The organism is Pontivivens nitratireducens (assembly GCF_014235845.1).
Lineage (GTDB): Bacteria > Pseudomonadota > Alphaproteobacteria > Rhodobacterales > Rhodobacteraceae > Pontivivens > Pontivivens nitratireducens.
In genome coordinates, this window is sequence record NZ_JACJUQ010000003.1 from 205837 (window position 1) to 227514 (window position 21678).

21 protein-coding genes are annotated in these 21678 nt (G+C 64.6%); 14 read left to right on the plus strand and 7 right to left on the minus strand.

What is annotated here, in order from left to right; genetic code table 11:
• Nucleotides 1-97 precede the first annotated feature (97 nt).
• The 6 genes from H1S03_RS05470 (at nt 98) to phoB (ending at nt 6667) form a co-directional block, all read left to right on the plus strand.
• Nucleotides 98-1087 carry a substrate-binding domain-containing protein gene (locus H1S03_RS05470; protein WP_347339208.1) on the plus strand — a complete coding sequence of 330 codons (990 nt, stop codon included), beginning with the start codon at nt 98-100 and terminating at the stop codon, nt 1085-1087.
• A gap of 135 nt (nt 1088-1222) precedes the next feature.
• On the plus strand, nt 1223-2602 hold the full coding sequence (pstC, locus tag H1S03_RS05475; RefSeq protein ID WP_185803510.1) for a phosphate ABC transporter permease subunit PstC: 1380 nt from the start codon (nt 1223-1225) through the stop codon (nt 2600-2602).
• A 13-nt stretch (nt 2603-2615) separates the two neighbouring features.
• Entirely contained in the window at nt 2616-4394 is a 1779-nt protein-coding gene (pstA, locus tag H1S03_RS05480) for a phosphate ABC transporter permease PstA (protein ID WP_221892600.1), read from the plus strand.
• Between the two features lie 27 nt (nt 4395-4421).
• Nucleotides 4422-5219, plus strand: coding sequence for a phosphate ABC transporter ATP-binding protein PstB (gene pstB / locus H1S03_RS05485; RefSeq protein ID WP_166188965.1), 798 nt, complete (start codon nt 4422-4424; stop codon nt 5217-5219).
• 22 nt (nt 5220-5241) lie between these two features.
• On the plus strand, nt 5242-5940 hold the full coding sequence (phoU, locus tag H1S03_RS05490; protein WP_185803512.1) for a phosphate signaling complex protein PhoU: 699 nt from the start codon (nt 5242-5244) through the stop codon (nt 5938-5940).
• A gap of 13 nt (nt 5941-5953) precedes the next feature.
• On the plus strand, nt 5954-6667 hold the full coding sequence (gene phoB / locus H1S03_RS05495; protein WP_166188970.1) for a phosphate regulon transcriptional regulator PhoB: 714 nt from the start codon (nt 5954-5956) through the stop codon (nt 6665-6667).
• A gap of 71 nt (nt 6668-6738) precedes the next feature.
• Here the strand turns inward: phoB and H1S03_RS05500 are convergent, their stop codons facing one another.
• Both H1S03_RS05500 and H1S03_RS05505 read right to left on the minus strand, forming a co-directional pair.
• Nucleotides 6739-7092, minus strand: coding sequence for a glyoxalase superfamily protein (locus H1S03_RS05500; RefSeq protein WP_185803513.1), 354 nt, complete (start codon nt 7090-7092; stop codon nt 6739-6741).
• Complete coding sequence (locus tag H1S03_RS05505; RefSeq protein WP_185803514.1) at nt 7092-7682, minus strand: GcrA family cell cycle regulator; 591 nt, start codon at nt 7680-7682, stop codon at nt 7092-7094. The genes H1S03_RS05500 and H1S03_RS05505 overlap by 1 nt, the downstream gene beginning before the upstream one ends.
• 143 nt (nt 7683-7825) lie before the next feature.
• Here H1S03_RS05505 and H1S03_RS05510 point away from each other — a divergent pair, with 143 nt between their 5' ends.
• A complete protein-coding gene (locus H1S03_RS05510; protein ID WP_249777813.1) occupies nt 7826-8635 on the plus strand; it encodes an ABC transporter permease in 810 nt (269 codons plus the stop codon).
• A gap of 3 nt (nt 8636-8638) precedes the next feature.
• On the opposite strand, the gene H1S03_RS05515 is transcribed toward H1S03_RS05510, so the two are convergent.
• Nucleotides 8639-9076, minus strand: a complete 438-nt coding sequence (locus H1S03_RS05515) for an NUDIX domain-containing protein (RefSeq protein ID WP_166188974.1) — start codon at nt 9074-9076, stop codon at nt 8639-8641.
• A gap of 84 nt (nt 9077-9160) precedes the next feature.
• Here H1S03_RS05515 and hslO point away from each other — a divergent pair, with 84 nt between their 5' ends.
• Complete coding sequence (hslO, locus tag H1S03_RS05520) at nt 9161-10198, plus strand: Hsp33 family molecular chaperone HslO (protein ID WP_185803515.1); 1038 nt, start codon at nt 9161-9163, stop codon at nt 10196-10198.
• Between the two features lie 49 nt (nt 10199-10247).
• Here hslO and H1S03_RS05525 read toward each other — a convergent pair whose 3' ends face one another.
• Entirely contained in the window at nt 10248-10766 is a 519-nt protein-coding gene (locus tag H1S03_RS05525; protein ID WP_185803516.1) for a DUF4329 domain-containing protein, read from the minus strand.
• Nucleotides 10767-10814: 48 nt separating this feature from the next.
• Here H1S03_RS05525 and H1S03_RS05530 point away from each other — a divergent pair, with 48 nt between their 5' ends.
• The 4 genes from H1S03_RS05530 (at nt 10815) to H1S03_RS05545 (ending at nt 13862) form a co-directional block, all read left to right on the plus strand.
• Complete coding sequence (locus H1S03_RS05530; protein WP_185803517.1) at nt 10815-11447, plus strand: CoA pyrophosphatase; 633 nt, start codon at nt 10815-10817, stop codon at nt 11445-11447.
• On the plus strand, nt 11431-12597 hold the full coding sequence (locus tag H1S03_RS05535; protein WP_185803518.1) for a CCA tRNA nucleotidyltransferase: 1167 nt from the start codon (nt 11431-11433) through the stop codon (nt 12595-12597). Before H1S03_RS05530 ends, H1S03_RS05535 begins: the two co-directional genes overlap by 17 nt.
• A gap of 72 nt (nt 12598-12669) precedes the next feature.
• Nucleotides 12670-13284: a LysE family transporter gene (locus H1S03_RS05540; RefSeq protein WP_185803519.1), complete on the plus strand. Its 615-nt coding sequence runs from the start codon at nt 12670-12672 to the stop codon at nt 13282-13284.
• Nucleotides 13281-13862: a LysE family translocator gene (locus H1S03_RS05545; protein ID WP_185803520.1), complete on the plus strand. Its 582-nt coding sequence runs from the start codon at nt 13281-13283 to the stop codon at nt 13860-13862. Before H1S03_RS05540 ends, H1S03_RS05545 begins: the two co-directional genes overlap by 4 nt.
• Here H1S03_RS05545 and H1S03_RS05550 read toward each other — a convergent pair.
• Together H1S03_RS05550 and hemF are read right to left on the minus strand one after the other, a co-directional pair.
• Nucleotides 13828-14427 (minus strand): hypothetical protein, encoded by a 600-nt coding sequence (locus H1S03_RS05550; protein ID WP_185803521.1) that lies wholly within the window; start codon nt 14425-14427, stop codon nt 13828-13830. The two genes, H1S03_RS05545 and H1S03_RS05550, sit on opposite strands and share 35 nt — an antisense overlap.
• Nucleotides 14418-15299, minus strand: a complete 882-nt coding sequence (hemF, locus tag H1S03_RS05555) for an oxygen-dependent coproporphyrinogen oxidase (protein ID WP_185803522.1) — start codon at nt 15297-15299, stop codon at nt 14418-14420. Before hemF ends, H1S03_RS05550 begins: the two co-directional genes overlap by 10 nt.
• A gap of 166 nt (nt 15300-15465) precedes the next feature.
• On the opposite strand from hemF, the gene H1S03_RS05560 reads away from it, so the two are divergent.
• Complete coding sequence (locus H1S03_RS05560; RefSeq protein ID WP_185803523.1) at nt 15466-17304, plus strand: ABC transporter ATP-binding protein; 1839 nt, start codon at nt 15466-15468, stop codon at nt 17302-17304.
• A complete protein-coding gene (locus H1S03_RS05565) occupies nt 17301-19136 on the plus strand; it encodes an ABC transporter ATP-binding protein (RefSeq protein ID WP_185803524.1) in 1836 nt (611 codons plus the stop codon). The genes H1S03_RS05560 and H1S03_RS05565 overlap by 4 nt, the downstream gene beginning before the upstream one ends.
• Here H1S03_RS05565 and H1S03_RS05570 read toward each other — a convergent pair.
• Complete coding sequence (locus H1S03_RS05570; protein ID WP_185803525.1) at nt 19120-21621, minus strand: methyl-accepting chemotaxis protein; 2502 nt, start codon at nt 21619-21621, stop codon at nt 19120-19122. The genes H1S03_RS05565 and H1S03_RS05570 overlap by 17 nt on opposite strands.
• Between the last annotated feature and the right edge of the window lie 57 nt (nt 21622-21678).

Here is a 21678-nt window from a genome sequence, read left to right on the forward strand (position 1 = left end):
TAGACAAACCCCGACTTCGGTTGTCGCCGAGGGTTTCGAGTGGCAGCATTGTCGCATAACGAATGGGTCCCAGACCCGAATAGCGGAGTTTCTCACTGTGAAAAAATCAAGCATCCTCGCGCTCACGACTGTCGGCATGGTCGCCGCCGTCACCGCGAACGCCCAGTCGCGCGATCAAATTCAGATCGTCGGTTCCTCCACGGTGTTCCCCTTCTCCACCGCTGTGGCCGAGCGTTTCGGAAACGTCACCGACTTCCAGACCCCGATCGTGGAATCGACCGGCTCGGGCGGCGGCATCCGCCTGTTCTGCGCCGGTGTCGGTGTCGAGAACCCGGACATGACCAACGCCTCGCGCCGGATCAAGGCATCCGAGCTGGAAACATGTTTCGAGAACGGCGTGACCGACGTGATCGAAGTGAAGATCGGCTATGACGGCATCGTGTTGGCCAATTCCAGCGAGGCCCCCGTCTACAACCTGACCACCGGGCAGATCTGGCAGGCGCTGGCCGCCGACGGCCCCCTGCCCACGATGTGGAATGAGATCGACCCCTCGCTGCCCGCAGTCGAGATCGAGGTTCTGGGACCGCCGCCGTCCTCCGGTACGCGTGATGCGTTCGAGGAGCTGGTGATGGAAGCCGGATGCGAGACGATTTCCGGCGCGAACTGCGAAAACTCCGCCCATATCCGCGAGGATGGCGTCTATGTCGACGCGGGTGAGAACGACAACCTGATCGTCTCGCGCCTCGAAGCGAACCCGCAGGCTGTCGGCGTGTTCGGCTTTTCGTTCCTCGACCAGAACAGCGACGTGATCCAGGGATCGCTGATCAACGGGGTCGAGCCGACCTTCGACGCCATCGCTGACGCGGATTATCCGGTCGCACGCTCGATGTATTTCTACATCAAGGACGCGCATATCGGCGTCGTTCCGGGCATCGCGGAATATGCCGAGCTGTTCGTGTCCGAGGACATGATCGGCGAAGACGGTTCCCTGCTCGATCTGGGCCTGATCCCGCTGCCCGAGGATGAGCTGGAAACGACGCAGAGCAATGTCGCGAACCGCACTGTGCTGACGACACAAGACTTCTGATTTCATGTCGCGTATGCGATTGAAGTAAGATGACGGACAGGGGCGCGCGCGTCCCTGTCCCCACTTTCTGGCCCCACTTTCCGGCCCCGCTTTTCGGGAACGGGCGGTGGGCCCGGCAGGAATGGAGAAGACGGCATGGTGCTGACAGCGAGTTTTGTGGCGATTTTGTTTCTGGCTGTCGCGGGATACGGCATGTCGCGGTCGCGCGCCGTCTCTGTCGCGGGGGGCAATCTGGCCCGGCTGCATTCACGGCCCAGCTATCACGGCACGTATTCGCTGCTGTGGGTGCTGATCGCCGGCATCGCCACCCTGCTGATCGTGGGCGAGGCATGGGCGCTGCTGAACGAACGTATCTATTTCTCGATCATCGAGGACGCCCGTCCCGGTCTGGCACAGATCGAAAAGCAGCTGATCCTTTCGGATGCGCACCAACTGGCCAGAGGCGGGATCGCCTCCGCCACGGGTGAGGTGCGAACCGCGCTGGCCGAGACGATCCGCGTGATGGACACATGGCGCGTCGTCGTGACGGCGATTTTGTCCCTGGCCGCCGCCGCTGCCGCCGCCGCCCTGACATTTGGCCGGATCGACGCGGACTGGCGCGCGCGCAACCGGTCCGAGAACATTATCCGCGCGATCCTGATGATCTGCGCGATCATCGCGATCCTGACGACGATCGGCATCGTGCTGAGCCTGATTTTCGAGACGATAAATTTCTTCGGAAAGATCGACTGGCAGGTGCACAAGTTCCTGTTCGGCACCACCTGGTCGCCGCTGTCCGGCGTCAGCGCGGGCAAGCTGGATCCCGACAAGGTCGGCGCCGTGCCGCTGTTCGCGGGCACGTTCATGATTACCATCATCGCGATGCTGGTCGCGGTGCCGGTCGGCCTGTTCGCCGCCGTCTACCTGTCGGATTTCGCCAGCAAGGCGACTCGCGCCTGGGCCAAGCCGATGCTCGAAATCCTCGCAGGGGTGCCGACGGTGGTCTACGGCTTCTTCGCCGCGATCACGGTGGCCCCCGCGATCCGCGACGCCGGGAATTTCCTGGGGTTGAGCGTGGACAGTTCCTCGGCGCTGGCGGCGGGTACGGTGATGGGGATCATGATTATCCCGTTCATTTCTTCCCTGTCGGATGACGTGATCAATTCCGTACCGCAAAGCCTGCGCGACGGTTCCTACGGGCTGGGCGCCACCAAGGCAGAGACGATCCGCCAGGTGGTGCTGCCCGCCGCGCTGCCCGGGATCGTGTCCGCCGTTCTGCTGGGCGTGTCCCGCGCGGTGGGGGAGACGATGATCGTGGTGATGGCCGCCGGTCAGGGGGCCAATCTGACGTGGAACCCGTTGGAGGCCGTGACCACCGTCACCGTGCAGATCGTCATGCTTTATACCGGCGATACCGATCTGGAGACGGCCTCCGGTCCTGTCTTCGCGCTGGGCTTCACGCTGTTTTGCGTGACGCTGCTGCTGAACGTGGTGGCCTTGCGCATCGTGCGCCGCTACCGCGAAATGTACGATTGAGGGAGACCGCATCATGGTCGCCATGAACGAACTGAGCGCCCTGCACGGATCCGACGCGTCCAAGCGTCGCCTGCGCAAACGGCGCGCCGCCGAGACCCGGCTCAAGATGTACGGCATCGGCGCGATCATCATCGCCGGTCTGGCGCTGGTCACGCTGATGTGGTCGGTGGTGGGCAATGCCCGCTACGCCCTCAGCGAGAGCTACATCACCTTGCCGTTGACCCTGTCGGCGGAGGAGCTGGGCGTCGATCCCGCCGATCCGCAGAGCATTCGGCGCGGCGATTACGAAAACTTCGTGCGCGACGCATTCCGTGACAGGTTCGACTATGTCTCCGGCCGCACACCACGCCGTGAACTGGGGGACCTTTACTCGAACGCCGCCGGGTTCGACCTGCGCGACATGGTGGTCGAAAATCCCGCCCTGATCGGACAGACCGTGGATGTGCGGATGCTGGCCTCGGACGTGGCGGACCTTTATATCAAGGGGGATTACGGCACGCTGCAAACGCCCGATCTGTCCTCACCGCTGCGGTTCACCGCAACGGGTGAGGATACCGTGCTGATCGAGGCGACACAGCCCGTCTTCGCGGATGTCTTCGCGGACGTGCAGAACGATCTGCTGGCCCTGGCCGAGCGGCGCGGGCGTGAGGCCGCCCGGCAGGAGCTTGGTCGCATCGAATTCCTGCGCCGCGCCGATATCGCCGAAACCACCGAGGAACGCACCGCCGCCATCGAGGAGGCCGCCCGCCGCGAGGCCGCGCGCGACGCGCTTCAGGAGGAGGCCGACGATCTGCGCGACCGCGCGATGGCATCCGACGGGTTCGAGGAACTGACCGAGGATAACGAAAGCCTGCTGTTCAAACTGAACGGCGGCTGGCTCAAGGCGACGATGGTCGGCCCGGACGTGGCCGAGGCGACGATCATCGCGCCGCTGGACAGCCGCGACCTGAACAATCCCGATTATGAAATGCTGGTGCAGCCGGTGCCTGAAAGCGCGCGCAAGTTTTCGGACGATCAAATCGTCTGGATCGAGGAATTGCGCAGCCAGGGTGCCGTGGAACAGGTGTTCAACTGGCGCTTCTTCACCGCCAGCGACAGCCGGGATGCGGAACGTGCGGGCATCTGGGGGGCGGCCGTCGGCTCGTTCTGGACGATGCTGGTCACCTTCCTGCTGGCCTTTCCCATCGGAACCCTGGCCGCGATCTATCTGGAGGAGTTTGCCCCCCGCAACCGCTTCACCGATTTCGTCGAGGTCAACATCAACAATCTGGCGGCCGTACCCTCCATCGTGTTCGGTCTGCTGGGTCTGGCGGTGTTCCTGGGCTTCTTCGGCGTGCCGCGATCCGCGCCAATCGCGGGCGGCATCGTGCTGGCCCTGATGACCCTGCCGACGATCATCATCGCCAGTCGGGCGGCGATCCGGGCCGTGCCGCCGTCGATCCGCGATGCGGCGCTGGGGCTGGGCGCGTCGAACTTGCAGACCGCCTTTCACCACGTTCTGCCGTTGGCGATGCCGGGTATCCTGACCGGAACGATCATCGGCATGGCACAGGCCTTGGGTGAGACCGCCCCCCTGATCCTGATCGGGATGGTGGCGTTTATCGTGGACGTGCCCGGCTCCGTCACCGATCCGGCGACGGTTCTGCCGGTTCAGGTCTTTCGCTGGTCCGACTTCCCCGAGCGCGCATTCGAGGCGCGTACCGCCGCGGCGATTTGTGTGCTGCTCGCTTTCCTAGTACTCATGAACGCATTCGCTGTGTTCCTCCGCAAACGTTTCGAGCGGCGTTGGTAGGACGCCATGGCCGAAGGAAACCCAGATATGACGAATATGCGCATGACCGAACAAGACCTTCAGGATCGTGAAACCAAGATCGCCTCACGCGGGGTGGACGTGTTTTATGGCGCGACGCACGCGATCAAGGACGTGGACATCGACATCCTCAACAATACGGTCACGGCCTTCATCGGCCCATCGGGCTGTGGCAAGTCCACGTTCCTGCGGTGCCTGAACCGGATGAACGATACGATCGACAGTTGCCGCGTAACGGGGCAGATCCTGCTGGACGGAGACGATATCTACCACAGTTCCGTCGATCCCGTGACCCTGCGCGCCCGCGTCGGGATGGTGTTCCAGAAACCGAATCCGTTCCCCAAATCCATCTTCGACAACATCGCCTACGGCCCGCGCATTCACGGGCTGGTCAACAACAAGGCGGAACTGGATGAGGTGGTTGAGAAATCGCTGCGCCGCGCCGCCATCTGGAACGAGGTCAAGGACCGTCTGGATCAGCCGGGAACCGGTCTGTCCGGCGGTCAGCAGCAGCGCCTGTGCATCGCCCGCGCCATCGCCACCGCGCCGGAGGTCCTGCTGATGGATGAGCCGTGCTCCGCGCTCGACCCCATCGCCACTGCGCAGATCGAGGAGCTGATAGACGAGCTTCGCCAGGATTTCGCGGTGGTCATCGTCACGCACTCAATGCAGCAGGCCGCGCGGGTCAGCCAGAAAACGGCGTTCTTCCACCTGGGCGTTATCGCGGAACATGGCGACACCAACCAGATTTTCACCAATCCGGTGGACAAGCGCACGCAGGATTACATTACTGGCCGTTTCGGCTGATCTCATTGCAGGAGGGCGCGTCATGGGTCCGCATATCGTATCTTCTTTCGACGACGATCTGATCGCCGTGCAGGCGCGCATTTCGGAAATGGGCGGCATCGCGGAGGAGATGCTCTCGGGCGCGCTGGAGGCGGTGAAGAACCGCGATGCCCAGATGGCGCAGGAGGTCATCGCCCGCGACAAGCGGCTGGACGCGATCGAGATGGAGGTCGAAAACCTGGCCACCCGCGTGATCGCCCTGCGCCAACCGATGGCCGGCGATTTGCGGCTGCTGATCTCCGCGCTGAAGATGGCCTCGACGTTGGAGCGTGTGGGCGATCTGAGCAAGAACATCGCACGCCGCGCCGTCTATCTGGCCAATGCGCGCCCGGTCAGGCTGTCCTCCTCCATCGTGCGCATGGGCAACCAGACGCTGGGCCAGTTGACCGAGGTGCTGGACGCCTTCACCTCCAGGGATACCGCGCTGGCCGTCTCCGTCTGGAAACGGGATGTGGAGGTGGACGAGATGTACAACTCCATCTTCCGCGAGGTCGTCACCTACATGATGGAGGATCCCCGGACCATCGGCCTGGGCTCGCAATTGCTGTTCGTGGCCAAGAATCTGGAACGGATCGGCGACCACTCCACCCATCTGGCGGAGACGATCTATTACATCGTCGAGGGAACGCCGCTGGGCGATGACCGCCCCAAGGGGGAGCCGCTGGGGCTCGAAGGGTACTGAGGGGAGAGGCGACATGGCCAAGGTTTTGGTGGTCGAGGATGAACAGGCGCTCAGCGAATTGTTGAGCTACAACCTCAGCAAGGAGGGCTTTGACGTCTGCCTCGCGATGGATGGCGAGGACGCGCTATACATGGTCGAGGAGGACGCGCCCGATATCATCCTGCTCGACTGGATGCTGCCCAACGTATCTGGCGTGGAAATTTGCCGTCAGGTGCGCGCGCGCACGCAGACCAAGGATATTCCCATCATCATGCTGACCGCACGCGGTGAGGAAGAGGACAGGGTGCGCGGCCTGGAAACCGGTGCCGACGACTATCTGACCAAGCCGTTTTCGATGACGGAACTTGTGGCGCGGATGCGCGCGGTTCTGCGCCGCTCCCGTCCGGGGGTGGCGGGCGATGTCGCCACCTTCGCCGATATCGTGCTGGACCGGGAGACGTGTCGCGTGCGTCGGGGCAAGCGGGACGTGCATCTGGGCCCGACGGAATTTCGCCTGCTCGACGTGCTGATGCAACGTCCGGGCCGGGTGTTCAGCCGTGAGCAGTTGCTGGACCGGGTCTGGGGCCACGACGTCTATGTCGAGATTCGCACGGTGGACGTACATGTCGGGCGTCTGCGCAAGGCGCTGAACCGGCGCGGCGAACAGGATCCGGTGCGCACGGTGCGTTCCGCCGGATATGCGCTGGATGAGACATATTCGGCAGTGGCACATGCGCGGGCAAGCTGAGGCTTAACGATAGGTTAAGTTATTGATTAAAATGGTAGGTTTCGCACGCGAAACCATCAGCTTGCGCGGCGTCATGCCGGTGCCCAGAACAGCAGCACATTGCCCGAGGGATCCGTGACCCGGACTTCCCGCGCGCCCCATGGCGTCTCCTCGATTTCGGGGCGTGCATAGCGATAGGCCGGATCGAGTGCCGCATGGAACGCGTCGATATCCGCGACCTCGATCCGCAAACGGGCGCCAGGCGATCCGTCGCCGTGATGCTCGCTCAAATGCACCACGCAATCGCCGCGGCGCAGTTCCATATAGAGCGGTAGGTCAGGGGCGAAGCGGTGCTCCCACGCAATCTCAAACCCCAGGTAGCCGATCCAGAAGTCCCGCGCCCGCCTCGTATCGAAGCTGCGCAGGACAGGGACCGGCGGCCGCATCAGCGGCTTGCCGAGCGGCGGTCGCGGCGCGAGGACATCGGCTGGAACGCGACGGCGGTATGCGCCTCGCAATAGGGCTTGCCGGGTTGGCAGGGCAGGCCGCAGAACCAGAATTCCTCCGTCGCGGGATCACCGATGGGCCATTTGCAAGTCCGCTCGGTCAACTGCATCAGGGTCAGCTTGCGGGCGCGCTTCTCCACCTCGGCCAGATTCGCCAGAGCTTCGGCGCTGATCTCATTGGCGGAGGGTTGCGGCGGCAGGGGCTGACCGGCGGTGATGATCGGCTTGCGCGGCGGAATCGGCAGGTTCGCGGGCTTTTCCACCGGCTTGGGGGCGGCGGCCTGCGGGGCAGGTTCGGGCTTTTTCGCCTCCGGCTCCCGCGGGGGGGGCGGCTTCACGGCCTCAGGCTCGGGCGTGGTCTTGGCGGCGGCGGCAGGTGCCGCGGTCCGATTCGACAGGCCGAGGCGATGCACCTTGCCGATCACGGCGTTGCGCGTGACACCGCCCAATTCCTTTGCGATCACCGAGGCGGACTTGCCTTCGGCCCACATCTGCTTGAGGATTTCCACACGCTCATCGGTCCAGGACATCGCTCACGCCTTCCTTGGGTCTGTCAAAAACAAAAACGCGGCCCATATGACCGCTGGTGATATCTTCATATCAATTCACTGACTGCATAGTATGGCGTCAGGCCCCCCGGATACAAGGGGCCGGGATGCCCTGAGAGGACTTCATGACCGCGATCGACAACCGCCCGATGGGCGAACGCCGTTTTGGCCGCTGGAATACGCTGGGAACGCAGACGCTGGCCCTGCGTGAGATTCGCCGGTTCACCAGCGTCTGGACGCAAACTCTGGCCGCGCCGATGGCGACGGCACTGTTGTTCATGCTGATCTTCGTGCTGGCGCTGGGCGACCGGCGCGGCGACGTGATGGGAATGCCCTTCGCGCAGTTCCTGGCGCCGGGCATCGTGATGATGACGGTGATCCAGAACGCGTTTGCCAACACCTCCTCCTCAATCGTGATATCCAAGGTGCAGGGCAATATCGTCGATACGCTGATGCCGCCGCTGTCCGCGTCCGAGATCATGCTGGGCTATGTCGCGGGGGGTGTCGCGCGCGGGGCGCTGGTGGCGGTCGCGGTGGCGCTGGTCGTCTTTCCGTTCGCGGCGGTCTGGCCCGCCAACCCGATCTGGACGCTGGTTTTCGTGCTGCTGGGCGCCACGATGATGAGCCTGGTGGGCATTCTGGCAGGCATCTATGCCGAGAAGTTCGATCAGATGGCGGCGATCACCAACTTCATCGTGACGCCGCTCAGCTTTCTGTCGGGCACGTTCTATTCGCTGGAAACGTTGCCGCCCGCGATGTCGATCATCAGCCACGCAAATCCGGTGTTCTATGTGATCGACGGGTTCCGCTACGGCGTGCTGGGGCAGTCGGACAGCTCCCCATGGTTGGGCGTATTGGTCTGCGTCGGGGTCTGTGCGGTAATCGCGGCGATCTGCTGGCGGTTCTTCGCGACGGGCTACAGGCTGAAATCCTGAGCCTCAGATACGGAACTGGCGCCTTACGAAGTGCCGTTCCGCCCCGACGCTGAGACGCTCGGCGGCATCCGTCGCGCGCATCCAGACGGGGAAGTGATCGGGTTCCGTCGGCGGGGCCAGTTGGCGGACCGGGTGGCACAGGTAGACCGCGCAGATCTTGTGCGCCCACCAGCCATATTCCGGCATGAAGACATAGCGTTGATACGCGCCCAGCCTCCGGGGCCGTGCGACGCGCCAGCCGGTTTCCTCGATCACCTCGCGGTGCAGACCGGCCAGAGGATGCTCCCCCTTGTCGATGCCGCCGCCAGGCAGCAGAAGCGTCTGATCCCTGACGGTGGTGCGCGCCAGCAGCAGCCACGCGCCATCCGCGATGATGGCATAGGCACCGGGGCGATCGGCATAGGCCTGACCGCTCTTTATCGCTTCGCCGAACCTGCGCATATTCTGCTCCCGCCTCACAGGGGTTACATTGCCCCGGTCTGAGTACTATGTCGCATCCTCATGTGAAAAGCCCGGAGTGAGAGAATGAGCACCGCCGCAACCATCGCCTGGGATGATTCCATCCTGCCGTTTCAGCTCGATGCATCCGACATGCGCGGCCGGATCGCGCGGTTGGACCACTCGCTCGAAAATATTCTGGGGCAGCATGACTATCCCGCCAACGTGTCCGAGCAGGTGGCGCAGGCCGTCCTGCTGACCGCGATGATCGGGCAGACGATGAAGCTGCGCTGGCGGTTGTCGTTGCAGATTCGCGGCGACGGGCCGCTGCGCCTGATCGCCACGGATTACTTCGCCCCGGCCAAGGCGGGGGAGCCGGGACAGGTTCGCGCCTATGCCAGCTATGATGAGGAGCGTCTGCAAGACGGTCCCGGATTTCCGCAGATCGGCAAGGGCATGTTCGCGGTCATCATAGATCAGGGTGAGGGGATGCAGCCCTATCAGGGCATCACGCCACTGGCGGGCGGATCCCTCGCCGCCTGTGCGGAGACGTATTTCGCACAGTCCGAGCAGTTGCCGACCCGCTTCGTACTGGGTGCGGCCCAACAGGTCGAGGCCGAGGGTGAGACGTGGCGCGGCGGTGGTATCATGGTTCAGCACATGCCGCCCGCAGGCAGTCACGTCACGGGCGAGGAAGGCTCGGGCGAGGGCGGTCTGCTGGATGCGAACGATCTGATCGGGCGCGACGCGGAGGAAGACTGGAACCGCGTCACGATGCTGCTGGAGACGACCGAGTTGATTGAACTGGTCGGGCCGCATGTGACGCCGGATCAGTTGCTGGTGCGCCTGTTCCATGAGGAGACGCCGCGTGTCTTTGACGCGCAATCGGTCAAGTTCGGCTGCACCTGTTCGGCGGCGAAGGTGGTGCAGACCATGTCGATGTATTCCAGCAAGGATGTCGGCCACATGACCACCGATAACGGCACCGTCACGGCCGATTGCCAGTTCTGCGGGGCGCATTACGAATTGCCCGCGCAGGTTCTGGGTTTCGAAGCCGATCCCGAGGCCGCCGAGGCCGCAGCGCAGGCGGCCAAGCCCAGCTGGCCGGGTCGCCCCGCCGGCTAGGCATGGGTCAGGCCAAAGGCGGGCGCGATGCCTGGCACCGCGCGCGCGATTACTCTCCGAACCGGTTCAGCAACTGGTCCAGCGTATAGCGTTCCGGCACGGACCTGCTGCCGCGCGCGGTAAAGGCCGGGTCTTGATACAGGCACCCCAGCCCGCAAAGCTGCTGCGCCACGCGGCGACGCCAGTCGAACACCCAGATCCGCCCGCCCGGCGTGCCGACATAGCCGTCTGTCTGCGAATCCATGTCGGAATACACGTCGATGGGGGAGGGGACCTCGGCATCGTATTCCTGCGTCCAGGCACCGTGGCTGTGATAGGAGGCGACCACCGTCCAGCCATCGGGCGCGTTCTTGATCAGGCAGCTTGCATGGGTTCCGGGCGCGGCGCGGGTGGCGCGCAGCACACCATCGGTATCATAGGCGATATAACCGCAATATTCCCGGCTTTCCTCAACGCTGCGCCGCTGAATGTCCTTGAGCGCCTGAAAGGCGAGGGCGTGGACGGGGTTCTTGTGCTGAGCCATCGCGGGTGCTGCCAGCAACAGCAGGATCGCCAGATAGATGCGCAAGGTGGCGCTCCTCTTGTGTCGGTGCCCAAGCTAGGCCATCACAGGCGCATGGAGCAAGCAGATCAGGCAAATCGCGAACTGGAACAGGTGCGCAGGGCGCTGGCACGGGGGATTCCGGCGGATTCCTCTGACTTCGATCTGAACGCGCAGTTCCGCGCAGCCCTGCCCGAGGGGCGGACCCTGCGTCCGGCGGCCGTGCTCTGCCCGTTGGTGGTGCGCGGGGGACGGGTGCGGGTGATCCTGACGCGGCGGTCCTCTCAACTGCGGCACCATCCGGGGCAGGTCGCCTTTCCCGGTGGCAAGGTCGATGCCGGTGACGATGGCCCGCTGGCCGCTGCCCTGCGTGAGGCATCCGAGGAAATCGGCCTCGCCCCCTCGCAGGTCGAGCTGTTCGGTGAACTGCCCCAGCATGAGACGGTGACCGGGTTTCGGATGCATCCCTATATCGGGCTGGTCGCACCGGATTTCACGCCGCGATCCGACCCCGGAGAGGTCGAGGAAGTGTTCGAGGTGCCGCTGGCGCATCTGGTCGATCCCGCGCGCTGCCAGGTGCATACGCGGCAGTGGCGCGGGCATGGGCGCAGCTATTACGCGATGCCCTACGGGCCGTACTATATCTGGGGCGCGACCGCCCGGATCCTGAAGGCCCTGTCGGACATGGTAAATGCGACTGACATCTGACTGGATAACCGCGCCACGCTCGCAACTGGTTCTGCGCGTGGCGGGCGGCGCGGCGGGTCCGGCGCTGTTCGTCGGCGGATCGGTGCGCAACGCGGTGCAGGGCCGCCCGATCGGAGATCTGGATATCGCCACACCGGCCTTGCCCGAAACCGTGATGGCGCAGGCGAAGGCCGCAGGGCTGAAGGCGATCCCCACAGGTCTGGACCACGGCACGGTGACCATCGTGGCGCAGGGTGTCGCGCATGAGGTGACGACATTCCGCCGCGATGTGCGCACCACGGGCCGCCATGCCACCGTCGCGTTTTCACACGATATTGCGCAGGACGCGGCGCGGCGCGACTTCACGATGAACGCGCTTTATGCCGGTGCGGACGGGCAAGTGATCGACCCGCTGGGCGGCTTGCCCGATGCGCTGGCAGGCAGGGTCCGCTTCATCGGTGACGCAACCGCCCGCATCGCGGAGGATTACCTGCGCATTCTGCGCTTCTTTCGCTTTACCGCGATCTATGCCTCCGGCCCGGCGGATGCGGAGGGGCTGGCCGCGTGTGCCGCTTCGCGCGATGGGATCTCCCGCTTGTCGGTGGAGCGTGTGACCGGCGAGATGTGCAAGCTGTTGCAGGCCCCCGCCCCGGCCCGCGCCGTGGCGGAGATGGAGGCCGTCGGCATATTGCAGAGCGTTCTGCCCGGCGCGCAGCCGCAGCACTTGCCGCCGTTGCAAAGGGCGGAGGCCGCGCTGGACGCCGCCCCGCGCTGGCGCCGCCGCCTGTTGGCGCTGGGGGGCGACAGTTCGGGCTGGCGTCTGTCCAACGCGGATCGCAAGGCCCTGACGCAGGCGCAGCAGATGCTGGGCACCCCTGCGACCACCGCCGAACGGGCCTATCGCGCCGGTGCGGACCTCGCGCTGGACGCGGCGTTGGTCGAGGCGGCGTGGGCCGATGCGATGCCCGCTGCCGACCTGCGCCGGGATTGCGACCGGGGCGGGAGCGCGCGATTTCCGCTGGCGGCGGCCGACCTGATGCCCCCCTACCGCCCCGGCAGCGCGCTGGGGGCGGAGTTGCGCCGGCTGGAGGACCACTGGATCAGGCGCGATTTCACCCCCGACCGCGCCGCCCTGCTGGACGCGATGCGCCCGCCGCCGGACCTGCCGTAACGATACAAACTGAACGTTGACGCGCCCCGCGCGGCCCGCGAAGGTCTGGTCCGCAACGACCGGAGCCTGCCCGTGACCATCGAGACCATCATCGCCATCGTGGCACTGGCCGCCGGCACCGTCTGGACGCCGGGGCCGAACAACGCGATGCTCGCCTCATCCGGGGCGCGGTTCGGGTTTCGCGCCACGCTGCCCCACGCGATGGGGGTGGCGGTCGGCTTTCCGGTGATGTGCTTCGTCATGGCGCTGGGACTGGGGCAGGTGTTCGAGGCGCAGCCCCTGATCGGTGAGATCCTGCGCTGGATCGGCGCGGCGCTGCTGCTGCGGATCGCGTGGAAGACCCTGAACGCGAAACCGCCCGGAACCGATCAGGGCGCGGCGAAGCCGTGGACGTTCCTGCAGGCCAGCGCCTTTCAATGGATCAACCCCAAGGCGTGGGTGATGGCCGTCTCGATGATCTCGCAATTCGTGACCGGAGTGGATCCGGTGCGCGAGGCGGCGCTGGTCGCGGGCATCTATCTGTTGGTGGGGCTGACATCCGCCAATGGCTGGGCGGGCTTCGGCGCGGCGCTGCAACGGTTCCTGTCCACACGCGGGCGGATGCTGGCGTTCAACGCGGTAATGGCGGGGCTGATCGTGTTGACCGTGGTGGGGCTGATCTTTGCGGATCTGAGGCCGGGCGCTTGATTCCGGCCTCGCTGGCCTTTTTCGTTTTCGTCGGTCTGTTCTCACCTGGGCCGAACGTGATCCTGCTGACGGCATCGGGGGCGCGGTTCGGGTTTCGCGCGACGGTTCCGCATATCCTCGGCGTGGCCATCGGCGTGGGGATCACGGCCGGGCTGACCGGGCTGGGGCTGGGGGCCGCGATCATGGCCGTTCCCATGCTGACCGTCGTGCTGAAGGGCGTGGCGATGATGTGGATCCTGTATCTGGCCTACAGCCTGTACCGTGCCACCCGCGCGCCGAGGGCACAGAGTGCGCAGAGGCCCTTTACCTTCGTGCAGGCGGTGCTGTTCCAGTGGGTCAACCCCAAGGTCTGGGCCGTTGCGCTGGCGGCATCGTCCTTCGTCGCGGATCAGGGGCCGGTGGGGGCGGGGCTAGCGCTGGCATTGGCGTTCTCAGCCATCAACCTCGCCGTGTGTCTGTTCTGGACCAGCGCCGGGCACCTGCTGGGGCGTCTGCTGGCGGATGAGGCGCTGTGGCGGGCCTTCATGACCGTGATGTCGGGGGCTATGGCCCTGTCCGCTGTGCTGGTCCTGCTTTGAGCGAGGTCCACCAAGGGTCCGCCGCCAGGGCGCGGCGCAAGGGGGTCATCGTGGTGGCCGGGGCCTCCTGAATATAGCGGTGCGCCTCCTCGATCTGGTCGCCCTGCAAGGTTTTGAGATAGGCGATCGCACCCGCCACGGTGAAGGGGTCGCGCGGTGACTCGTGGAAATTCGGCTCCAGATCGGTCCAGATGGCGGCATCGTAATCGCCGGTCGCGCACCATTCCATCACCCGGTCATTGACCTGTGGCAGGCGACCGAAGGCGTCTGTCGCCGTGGCCCAGCCGATCCGGTCCAGCGGTGCGCGTTCGCGTGCGGCAAGGTCGGTCGCGGCCTGCGCCACCTGCGTGCGGGTGGAGCGGATGGCGTGGGTGGGGCACAGGGCACCGTCCTGCGGGTCCAGGCAGACCGCCAGCCCCATCTTGCGCTTGGCCGAAACGCGCGAAAATTCCATCGGCAGGTCTGGCCCGCCGCTCATGTGCCATGCGCCTGTAACATGGGGGGCGAGGATCTCGATATCCCAGATCAGGGACCCCCAGCCGAGGATCGCGATCCTCATGGCCATGCGGCCAGCGGCGGCAGGCTCATCAAGACGGCCTCGGGGTTGTGGCCGGTCTGCAAGCCGAAGGTCGTGCCCCGGTCATAGACCAGATTGAACTCCGCGTAGCGGCCGCGCCGGAACAGCTGGTGATCGCGGTCGGCCTGGGTCCACTCCTCGAACATCCGCTTTTCCACAATCGGCACGAAGGCCTTCAGAAAGGCCCGTCCGACATCCTGCGTAAAGGCGAAATCGGCGTTCCAATCGCCCGAGCAATGATCGTCGTAGAAGATCCCGCCGACGCCGCGCGCCTCGTTCCAGTGGCGGATCATGAAATACTCATCGGCCCATGCCTTGTAACGCGGGTACAGATCGGCGCCGTGCGGGTCGCAGGCGGCCTGCTGCTGCGCGTGGAAGAACGCGGTATCCTGCGGCACCTCGACCATGGGGTTCAGATCCGATCCGCCCCCGAACCACCAGCCATGCGGGGTCCAGAACATGCGGGTGTTCATGTGCACGGCGGGCACCTTGGGGCTGCGCATATGCGCGACCAGGCTGATGCCGGAGGCCCAGAATCTGGGATCCTCGGCCATGCCGGGCATATCCTTGCGCGCGGCCATGGCCCGCTGTGCCGGGGGGGCCAGGGTGCCGTAGACCTCAGAGATGTTGACGCCGACCTTTTCGAAACAACGGCCGCCGCGCATGACGCGCATCTCACCGCCGCCGGCATCCGAACCATCATCGGAATGGCGTTTCGTCGGCTTGCGTTCGAACCGCCCGGGGGCCAGGTCAGCGAACGGGCCCGAGGTCTGAGCGTCCTCCAACCCCTCGAATGCATCGCAAATCCGGTCGCGCAAGCTGCGGAACCAGTCCGCCGCGCGGCGTTTTTCGTCTGTCATGTCCATTTTCGGATGTCTCACCTGGTCGTTTCGGGCGGATTTTCATCCTTTGTGCGGCAAGGTTCAAGGGAAGGGGCGCAACGCGGTTGTCCTCCGCGTCACAGGGCATAGGTTAACGGGGTCTGCGGGTCGCGCGTCCCGTGCCGTCCCGCCGAGGAATTATTCCATGTTTCGCTTCTTTGAGAAGCTGGTGGACCCCTACCAGCCCTATCCCGACGACGACGTGCCACCGACACGTTTGTGGCCCTTCCTTGCGGATTACATGCGACCCTTCCGCAGCGTTCTGATGTGGACCCTGCTGACCACATTCGCCGTTACCGTGGTCGAGATTGGGTTGATTTTCTATACAGGCCGGGTGGTTGACCTGCTGGAGATCAGCGGTCCGACGGCCTTTCTCAGCGATCACGGGGTCGAACTGGGTCTGATCGCGGCGTTCATTCTGCTGCTGCGGCCCATTGCGCAGATGCTCAACGCGATGCTGTTGAACCAGGCGCTGCTGCCCAATATCGCCACGCTGGTGCGCTGGCGCTCACACAGGCATGTTCTGCGACAATCGGTCGCTTGGTTCCAAAGCGATTTCGCCGGACGGATCGCCAACCGGGTGATGCAGACGGCCCCCGCCACGGGCGAGGCGGTGTTCCAGATCTTCGACGCGCTGGTCTATGCGGTGATCTATCTGATCGGGGCGCTGCTGCTGCTGGGCGGCACCGACCCGCGGCTTATGCTGCCACTGGCCGCGTGGGGGCTGGCCTATATCGTGCTGTGCATCGTTATCATTCCGCGCATCGGACGCGCATCCAAGGATTTTTCCGACGCCCGATCCGCCATTACAGGCCGGATCGTGGACAGTTACACCAACATCCAGACCGTCAAGCTGTTCGCCCACACGCGTGAGGAAGAAGCCTTTGCCGGTGAAGCCATCGAACATGCGCGGGACAAGTTTCAGGTGCAGATGCGGCTGATAACAGCGATGGAGCTGGGGTTATTGCTGATCAACGGCCTTCTGATTGTCGCGGTCATCGGATGGTCTATCGCGCTGTGGCAACAGGGGATCGGAACGGTCGGGACCGTGGCCGCCGCCTCCGCTCTGGTTTTGCGGCTGAATTCCATGACGGGCTGGATCATGTGGGCGCTGTCCTCGTTCTTTCAGAATCTCGGCGTTGTGCGTGAGGGGATGGAAACGATCGCCCAGCCCATCGACCTGACCGACGCGCCGGATGCCCGCCCGCTGCACCTGAAAGGCGGCGAGATCGCGTTTCACGACGTCAGTCACCATTACGGACGCGAAGCCGGGGGGCTGGACCGCGTGAACCTGACGATCCGTCCGGGGGAACGGGTGGGTCTGGTCGGGCGATCCGGCGCGGGCAAGTCCACGCTGGTCAACCTGCTGTTGCGGTTTCATGACGCGGAATCCGGCCGCATCACGCTGGACGGGCAATCGTTGGCGGATGTCACACAGGACAGTCTGCGCCAATCGGTGGGGATGGTGACGCAGGATACCTCGCTGTTGCACCGGTCGGTCCGCGAAAACATCCGCTATGGCTCCGCCGACGCGACCGAGGCCGAGATCATCGCCGCGGCCAAGCGGGTGGAGGCGCATGAATTCATCCTCGATCTGGGGGATATGAACGGGCGCACCGGCTATGATGCGCATGTCGGGGAGCGGGGCGTCAAACTGTCCGGTGGGCAAAGACAGCGGATCGCACTGGCCCGTGTCGTGCTGAAGGACGCGCCGATCCTGATTCTGGACGAGGCGACCTCGGCCCTGGACAGTGAGGTCGAGGCCGTCATTCAGGACGCCCTGTACGGGTTGATGGAGGGCAAGACCGTCATTGCTATCGCACACCGCCTGTCCACCATCGCCGCGATGGATCGCATCGTCGTGCTGGATGCAGGTCGGATCGTCGAGGAGGGAACCCACGACGCGCTGATCGCGCAAGGCGGGTTGTATGCCGGATTCTGGTCGCGCCAATCGGGCGGATTCTTGAACGCGGCGTCGAAATGAAGGCGTTCTTTGCCAACCTGATCGCTCCCTTCGCACCGGCGGACGGGCCGCCGCCGCAAACTCTGGGCGCGTTCCTGCGCTGGGCATTGGCCGGATCGGGGCGCGTGGTGGCGATCACCGCGCTGTTCGGGCTGGCGCTGGGCATCAGCGAGGCGGTGGCCGCGTGGCTGGTCGGGCATATCGTCGATCTGGCGGTGGCACAGGGAGGCGAGGCATTCTTCGCCCGCAATGCCGGGCTGTTGCTGGGCGCGGGGGCGTTTTTCGTGCTGCTGCGTCCGATGCTGGTTACGCTGACCTCGGCGCTGAATTCGCTGTCCGTTGGGCCAAACGCCACGACGCTGGCTATGGCGCGGCTGAACCGTCACACGATGGGGCAATCCCTGCGCTTTTTCGAGAACGATTTCGCGGGACGGATCGCGCAAAAGCAGATGCAGACCGTATCGGCCATCGGCTCGATCCTGTCGGAGATCGTGAACTCGCTGGCGTTTGCGTTCTCCGTTCTGATGGGATCGCTGTTGGTGCTGATCCAGGTCTCGCCCCGACTGGGACTGGTCCTGGCGGGATGGTTCGTGATCTACGTCCTGTATGTCCGCTACTTTCTGCCCAAGGTACGCCAGCGTTCCCGCGCGCGGGCCGGGGCGCGGGCGGCGCTGTCGGGGCAGTTGGTCGACGTGCTGTCCAACATGGCGACCGTCAGGCTGTTTGCCACAGGCGCGAGCGAGGAGCGCGCCGCTGAGAGGGCGATGGGAACCCTACGCGACAAATCAATGGATTTCGGCGCGATTTCGGTCGCGTTCCGCGGGGGGCTGAGCCTGATGGGTGGCCTGCTGCCGGTCGCCCTGATCGGATGCTCCGTCTGGTTCTGGCAAAGCGGGGAAGCGACGCCCGGCGACATCGCCATCGCGGGCCTGCTCTCCACCCGTCTGGGGCAGATGTCGGGCTGGATCAGCTTCGTCGCGATGGGGATTTTCGCCAATATAGGTGAGATCGAGAACGGCATGAATACCCTCGCACCCGCGCATGACCTGCCGGATCGCGGCGGTGCCATTCCCCCCGGCCCGGTGGCGGGTGAGATCGCGTTTCACGATGTCAGCTTCGGCTATGGCAGGCCGGACGGCGGTGGCCTCGACGGGCTAAACCTGCATATCGCCGCCGGGCAGAAGGTCGGCTTGGTGGGACGTTCGGGGGCGGGGAAATCCACCGCGCTGTCGCTGCTGCTGCGGCTCTACGATGTGGAAGGCGGGCGGATTACCCTGGATGGAAAGGATATCCGTGACCTGACGCAGGACGGCTTGCGCGGGGCGATCGCGATGGTTCGGCAAGATACCGCGATGTTCAACCGCTCCGCCTTCGACAACATCTCCTACGGAATCGCGAATGCCGATCCCGCGGCGGTCGAGCGGGCCGCGCGGCGTGCGCAGGCCCATGATTTCATCGTCGGTCTGTCCGACCCGGCCGGGCGCACGGGATATCAGGCGCATCTGGGCGAGCGCGGTGTTCGGTTGTCCGGCGGGCAGCGGCAGCGGATCGCCATCGCCCGCGCGTTCCTCAAGGATGCGCCGGTGCTGATGCTGGATGAGGCGACGTCGGCCCTCGATTCGGAGACGGAGGCGGCGGTGCAGTCCGCTCTCGAAGACCTGATGCAGGGGCGCACGGTTGTCGCTGTGGCGCACAGGCTTTCGACGCTGGCGCATATGGATCGGATTGTCGTGATGGAAAACGGCAGGATCGTGGAATCGGGCCATCATGCCGAATTGCTCGACCTGCCGGGGGGCACCTACGCGGCATTCTGGCATCGGCAATCGGGCGGCTTCATCACGACCGAGGCGTGACCGTCGCGGCAATCGGCGGCGTCTCGACCTCAACCGGGGTCAATTGAAACTGCGCGATCAGTTTGCGCAACCGCTGGGCACTGTCCTGCAAGCTGCGCGCGCGCTTGGCGCCGCCTTCGGCCAGGGCGGTTTGATGCTGGGTGGAATCGTCCATGGCGCTGATCGCGACCGTGACCTCCTCGACCGAGCGGCTCTGCTCCGTGGACATGGTGGAAATCGCGATGATTGCACGGTTCATGTCGTTGACGGACTGCGCGATGGTCGCGAGCTTTTCCCCGGTTTCGCTGACCTGTATGGCCCCATTTTCCACATGCTCGATGCTGCTGGAAATAAGCGCGGAAATGTCCTGGGCGGATCGCGCGGCGCGGTCGGCCAGATGCCTGACCTCGGAGGCGACGACCGCGAATCCGCTGCCGGCATGGCCGGCGCGGGCCGCCTCGACCGCGGCGTTCAGGGCGAGAAGTTTGGTTTGGAACGATATGGCGTTGATGACGGCCACGATGTCGCGCATTCGGGAGGCCGCGCTCTCGATCCCGGTCATGGAGGCGCGGGCCGCCTCAGCGATATCGGCGGCTTCGACCGCGCCGGACGCGGTCGTGGTGGACAGCGCGCGCAATTCACGGCCGCGTTCGGAGGTCATGGCGATCGCGCGGGCCATTTCGCGCACCGTGGCAGAGCATTGGCGCAGAGCGGAGGCCTGCATCTCCGTCTGTCGGGACAGTTGATCGGCCTCCTCCGCGACCTCTCCACTATGGATGGCGAGGGCTTCGCCGGTCAGTGTAATGTCTCCCACCACCTCACCCAGCGTCGCGATGGAACGGTTCACATCCCTTTGTAAGAGGTGGAATATGCCGTCATGCTGGCCATCCATCCGGTGTGTGAGATCGCCATGCGCCACGGCTGCGATGGTGGTGGCGACGCTGGCGAAGCCGCGCTCGAAGCTTTCGCACATGCGGTTCACGTCCTGGCCGATCTCGTTCAGTTCGCCGCCATCGGCATTGTCCGCGATACGGGTGGTGAAATCCCCTGCGATGACACGGCCAACAAGGTGGCCGATATCGTGCTGCAACGTGCGCGCCGCTGTCTGATCGACAAGCTGTATGACAAAACCGGCCCGTGTGTTGTGTTCCGCTATGGGACGGATGACGGCGTCATAATGGCGATCCGCGATATGCACCGCGACGGTCGCCTCCACCCCATTGGCCACCTTGCGGGCCAAATCGTTGTCTAGTGACACCAACCAGGCGAGCGGATTGTCGTATTGCGTGTCCGTGTCGTGCGCGCGGGCCAGATCCTCCAGCTGTTTGCTGACATACAGCACGTCGCTGACGGAATGCGCGACCAAGAGCATCATGTCGGAGCGATCGAGCGCCTCACGTATGCGGCGTGCGGCGACCCCGCGTTGGTCGATGAGCGTTACGGCTGTCGCCATCTGCCCGAATTCGTCATTGCGACCGCCGGGCATCTGACCTGCGGCCTTGTTCTGCGCGATATTGCGGACGGCCCGCAGAAACTGGTTGAGAGGTCGCAACAGCGAGATGATGTTGAACAGGGTCATCAACATAAGAACCACGAAACTGATGATTGCGATCAGGACCACGGTGTTGCGGGTGGTCATCGCCGTGTTGACCGCCTGAGCGTCGGCCCAGGCGCGAATCGTGTTGAGCTCCTCGACGATTCCGCTGAAATCCCGGTAGATCGCCGGCGATGAGGAGTTGATCCGCTGCTCCTCCAAGGCGCGGGCGTTTTCGTCCAGTGCGCTCAGCCGACCGAGTGCATCCTGCATGGCCTCCAGAACGGTGACAAAGGGGTCGATCCGATTGCGCAAATCCTCCGCCGCCAACGCGCGCAGACGGGGCATGGGGGCCAGCATCGCGGACAATTCGTCGGCCATGGTTCGCATCAGGGCGGTGTCGTGGGGGAAGCGCGGGTTCTGCATCAGCTTCCAGAGAGCGTCGTGGGCCGCGCTGACCTCCGCCAGCATATCGAATCGACCATCACCGATCACGACCTGATCCGAGGCGTTGATGCGCGACAGCAACGGGTCGAGGGTGGAGAACGCCGCTTGCAGCTCAAGGCCGATGGCGTCAATCTCACCCTGCACCGCCACGGCGTCATCATAGAGGGCGTTGAAGGCCACCACCTCCGTGCGAAGAGCGCTTAGCTGGTCCGTGACGTCGGTTTCGATCGACACTATTTCCGACATCATTCCCAGATGTTCGACGACATGGGCGAACTGTTCGTTCGCATAGCTGCGCAGATCGAGGTTTTCGCGGCGCAGATCGAGGGTGGAGGCCCGATCCGCGTTGGCGAACGCGCTTTGCGCATCGTGCAGATGCATCAGCGAATCGCTCCTGTCGGAGGAGCGGATGACCTGAGAGCGGACCTCGTTCATGCTGCTCCACACGAACAGGATGATGCCCATCAGTCCCAGTCCGGTCAGGATGAAACTTGCGATAAAACGCAGTGCGATCGTATTCTTCATCCCGGGCCTCGACAGAAAATGCTGCCAAAAGGCCTAAGCCGCACAGGTTAAGGTAAC

Bases quoted from the DNA above. Each gene is read 5' to 3' on its own strand.
- pstC (WP_185803510.1), top strand. From the start codon at position 1,223: ATGGTGCTGACAGCGAGTTTTGTGGCGATTTTGTTTCTGGCTGTCGCG.
- pstA (WP_221892600.1), top strand. From the start codon at position 2,616: ATGGTCGCCATGAACGAACTGAGCGCCCTGCACGGATCCGACGCGTCC.
- pstB (WP_166188965.1), top strand. From the start codon at position 4,422: ATGACGAATATGCGCATGACCGAACAAGACCTTCAGGATCGTGAAACC.
- phoU (WP_185803512.1), top strand. From the start codon at position 5,242: ATGGGTCCGCATATCGTATCTTCTTTCGACGACGATCTGATCGCCGTG.
- phoB (WP_166188970.1), top strand. From the start codon at position 5,954: ATGGCCAAGGTTTTGGTGGTCGAGGATGAACAGGCGCTCAGCGAATTG.
- H1S03_RS05500 (WP_185803513.1), bottom strand. From the start codon at position 7,092: ATGCGGCCGCCGGTCCCTGTCCTGCGCAGCTTCGATACGAGGCGGGCG.
- H1S03_RS05505 (WP_185803514.1), bottom strand. From the start codon at position 7,682: ATGTCCTGGACCGATGAGCGTGTGGAAATCCTCAAGCAGATGTGGGCC.
- H1S03_RS05510 (WP_249777813.1), top strand. From the start codon at position 7,826: ATGACCGCGATCGACAACCGCCCGATGGGCGAACGCCGTTTTGGCCGC.
- H1S03_RS05515 (WP_166188974.1), bottom strand. From the start codon at position 9,076: ATGCGCAGGTTCGGCGAAGCGATAAAGAGCGGTCAGGCCTATGCCGAT.
- hslO (WP_185803515.1), top strand. From the start codon at position 9,161: ATGAGCACCGCCGCAACCATCGCCTGGGATGATTCCATCCTGCCGTTT.
- H1S03_RS05530 (WP_185803517.1), top strand. From the start codon at position 10,815: ATGGAGCAAGCAGATCAGGCAAATCGCGAACTGGAACAGGTGCGCAGG.
- H1S03_RS05535 (WP_185803518.1), top strand. From the start codon at position 11,431: ATGCGACTGACATCTGACTGGATAACCGCGCCACGCTCGCAACTGGTT.
- H1S03_RS05550 (WP_185803521.1), bottom strand. From the start codon at position 14,427: ATGGCCATGAGGATCGCGATCCTCGGCTGGGGGTCCCTGATCTGGGAT.
- hemF (WP_185803522.1), bottom strand. From the start codon at position 15,299: ATGACAGACGAAAAACGCCGCGCGGCGGACTGGTTCCGCAGCTTGCGC.
- H1S03_RS05560 (WP_185803523.1), top strand. From the start codon at position 15,466: ATGTTTCGCTTCTTTGAGAAGCTGGTGGACCCCTACCAGCCCTATCCC.
- H1S03_RS05565 (WP_185803524.1), top strand. From the start codon at position 17,301: ATGAAGGCGTTCTTTGCCAACCTGATCGCTCCCTTCGCACCGGCGGAC.
- H1S03_RS05570 (WP_185803525.1), bottom strand. From the start codon at position 21,621: ATGAAGAATACGATCGCACTGCGTTTTATCGCAAGTTTCATCCTGACC.